Annotated in this window: 2 rRNA genes; both read left to right on the top strand. The window is 53.1% G+C overall.

The window, feature by feature from the left end:
• Nucleotides 1-18: 18 nt before the first annotated feature.
• A 23S ribosomal RNA gene (locus tag P0D68_RS35400) occupies nucleotides 19-2,897 on the top strand.
• A gap of 208 nt (nucleotides 2,898-3,105) precedes the next feature.
• Nucleotides 3,106-3,218 (top strand): 5S ribosomal RNA (gene rrf / locus P0D68_RS35395).
• Nucleotides 3,219-3,225 lie beyond the last annotated feature (7 nt).

Genomic DNA, 3,225 nt, shown 5'->3' with positions numbered 1-3,225 from the left:
GAGACACACCCGTTATAGGGTCAAGCGAACAAGTGCATGTGGTGGATGCCTTGGCGATCACAGGCGATGAAGGACGCGGTAGCCTGCGAAAAGCGGTGGGGAGCTGGCAAACGAGCTTTGATCCACCGATATCCGAATGGGGAAACCCACTCCTTATGGAGTATCCGTAGCTGAATACATAGGCTACGTGAAGCGAACGCGGTGAACTGAAACATCTAAGTAACCGCAGGAAAAGAAATCAACCGAGATTCCCAGAGTAGTGGCGAGCGAAATGGGACCAGCCTGTACTCTTTATCTTCATTGTTAGTCGAAGGCTCTGGAAAGTGCCGCCATAGCAGGTGATAGCCCTGTAGACGAAAACAGCGAGGAAGAACTAGGTGTACGACAAGTAGGGCGGGACACGTGAAATCCTGTCTGAAGATGGGGGGACCATCCTCCAAGGCTAAATACTCGTGATCGACCGATAGTGAACCAGTACCGTGAGGGAAAGGCGAAAAGAACCCCGGGAGGGGAGTGAAATAGATCCTGAAACCGCATGCATACAAACAGTCGGAGCCTCGCAAGGGGTGACGGCGTACCTTTTGTATAATGGGTCAGCGACTTACATTCAGTGGCAAGCTTAACCGATTAGGGCAGGCGTAGCGAAAGCGAGTCCGAACAGGGCGTTCAGTCGCTGGGTGTAGACCCGAAACCAGGTGATCTATCCATGGCCAGGATGAAGGTGCGGTAACACGTACTGGAGGTCCGAACCCACTAACGTTGAAAAGTTAGGGGATGAGCTGTGGATAGGGGTGAAAGGCTAAACAAACCTGGAAATAGCTGGTTCTCTCCGAAAACTATTTAGGTAGTGCCTCGTGTATCACCTTCGGGGGTAGAGCACTGTCATGGTTGTGGGGTCCATTGCGGATTACTACGCCATAGCAAACTCCGAATACCGAAGAGTGCAATCACGGGAGACAGACATCGGGTGCTAACGTCCGGTGTCAAGAGGGAAACAACCCAGACCGCCAGCTAAGGTCCCCAAATATTGCTAAGTGGGAAACGAAGTGGGAAGGCTAAAACAGTCAGGAGGTTGGCTTAGAAGCAGCCATCCTTTAAAGAAAGCGTAATAGCTCACTGATCGAGTCGTCCTGCGCGGAAGATGTAACGGGGCTAAGCAATATACCGAAGCTGCGGATGCACATTTATGTGCATGGTAGGAGAGCGTTCCGTAAGCCTGCGAAGGTGCATTGAAAAGTGCGCTGGAGGTATCGGAAGTGCGAATGCTGACATGAGTAGCGATAAAGGGGGTGAAAGGCCCCCTCGCCGTAAGCCCAAGGTTTCCTACGCAACGTTCATCGGCGTAGGGTGAGTCGGCCCCTAAGGCGAGGCAGAAATGCGTAGCTGATGGGAAGCAGGTTAATATTCCTGCACCATTGTTAAATGCGATGGGGGGACGGATCGCGGAAGGTTGTCCGGGTGTTGGAAGTCCCGGTCCTTGCATTGGAGAAGGCGCTTAGGCAAATCCGGGCGCGGAATTCAAGGGTGTGAGGCCATTCACTTCGGTGAAGAAGCAACTGGAAGTGGTTCCAAGAAAAGCCTCTAAGCTTCAGTTTAACAAGACCGTACCGCAAACCGACACAGGTGGGCGAGATGAGTATTCTAAGGCGCTTGAGAGAACTCGGGAGAAGGAACTCGGCAAATTGGTACCGTAACTTCGGGATAAGGTACGCCCCTGTAGCTTGACTGGCCTGCGCCAGAAGGGTGAAGGGGTTGCAATAAACTGGTGGCTGCGACTGTTTAATAAAAACACAGCACTCTGCAAACACGAAAGTGGACGTATAGGGTGTGACGCCTGCCCGGTGCCGGAAGATTAAATGATGGGGTGCAAGCTCTTGATTGAAGTCCCGGTAAACGGCGGCCGTAACTATAACGGTCCTAAGGTAGCGAAATTCCTTGTCGGGTAAGTTCCGACCTGCACGAATGGCGTAACGATGGCCACACTGTCTCCTCCCGAGACTCAGCGAAGTTGAAGTGTTTGTGATGATGCAATCTCCCCGCGGCTAGACGGAAAGACCCCATGAACCTTTACTGTAGCTTTGCATTGGACTTTGAACCGGTCTGTGTAGGATAGGTGGGAGGCTTTGAAGCGTGGACGCCAGTCTGCGTGGAGCCGACCTTGAAATACCACCCTGGTTTGTTTGAGGTTCTAACCTTGGTCCGTTATCCGGACTGGGGACAGTGCATGGTAGGCAGTTTGACTGGGGCGGTCTCCTCCCAAAGTGTAACGGAGGAGTACGAAGGTACGCTAGGTACGGTCGGAAATCGTGCTGATAGTGCAATGGCATAAGCGTGCTTAACTGCGAGACCGACAAGTCGAGCAGGTGCGAAAGCAGGTCATAGTGATCCGGTGGTTCTGTATGGAAGGGCCATCGCTCAACGGATAAAAGGTACTCTGGGGATAACAGGCTGATACCGCCCAAGAGTTCATATCGACGGCGGTGTTTGGCACCTCGATGTCGGCTCATCTCATCCTGGGGCTGTAGCCGGTCCCAAGGGTATGGCTGTTCGCCATTTAAAGAGGTACGTGAGCTGGGTTTAAAACGTCGTGAGACAGTTTGGTCCCTATCTGCCGTGGGCGCTGGATATTTGAAGGGGGCTGCTCCTAGTACGAGAGGACCGGAGTGGACGAACCTCTGGTGTACCGGTTGTCACGCCAGTGGCATCGCCGGGTAGCTATGTTCGGAAGAGATAACCGCTGAAAGCATCTAAGCGGGAAACTCGCCTTAAGATGAGATATCCCCGGGGCTTCGAGCCCCTTGAAGGGTCGTTCAAGACCAGGACGTTGATAGGTCAGGTGTGGAAGCGCAGTAATGCGTTAAGCTAACTGATACTAATTGCCCGTAAGGCTTGATCCTATAACAGGTGTGTCTTGCGATGATCGTTAGTGCTTCAGCACTTACGAGCATCCCACCCCCGAAGGGGGCAGGGACGCCACACACGGTTGAGTGATCAGTGTTGTGCCAGAAACAGCACAACCCCAAGCTTGCCTGGTGAGCATCACCAGAAACTACTTCTTCCAGATTGGTTGGGCTGTCCCCAAAGACAGCGCAGCAACAAGTCATGCCTGATGACCATAGCGAGTCGGTCCCACCCCTTCCCATCCCGAACAGGACCGTGAAACGACTCCACGCCGATGATAGTGCGGATTCCCGTGTGAAAGTAGGTAATCGTCAGGCTCCCCAG

It is taken from the genome of Paraburkholderia sp. RL17-380-BIE-A, assembly GCF_046028085.1.
Classification (GTDB): domain Bacteria; phylum Pseudomonadota; class Gammaproteobacteria; order Burkholderiales; family Burkholderiaceae; genus Paraburkholderia.
The sequence above is the reverse complement of the archived record's forward strand: the minus strand, read 5'-3'. Positions and strand labels throughout refer to the sequence as shown.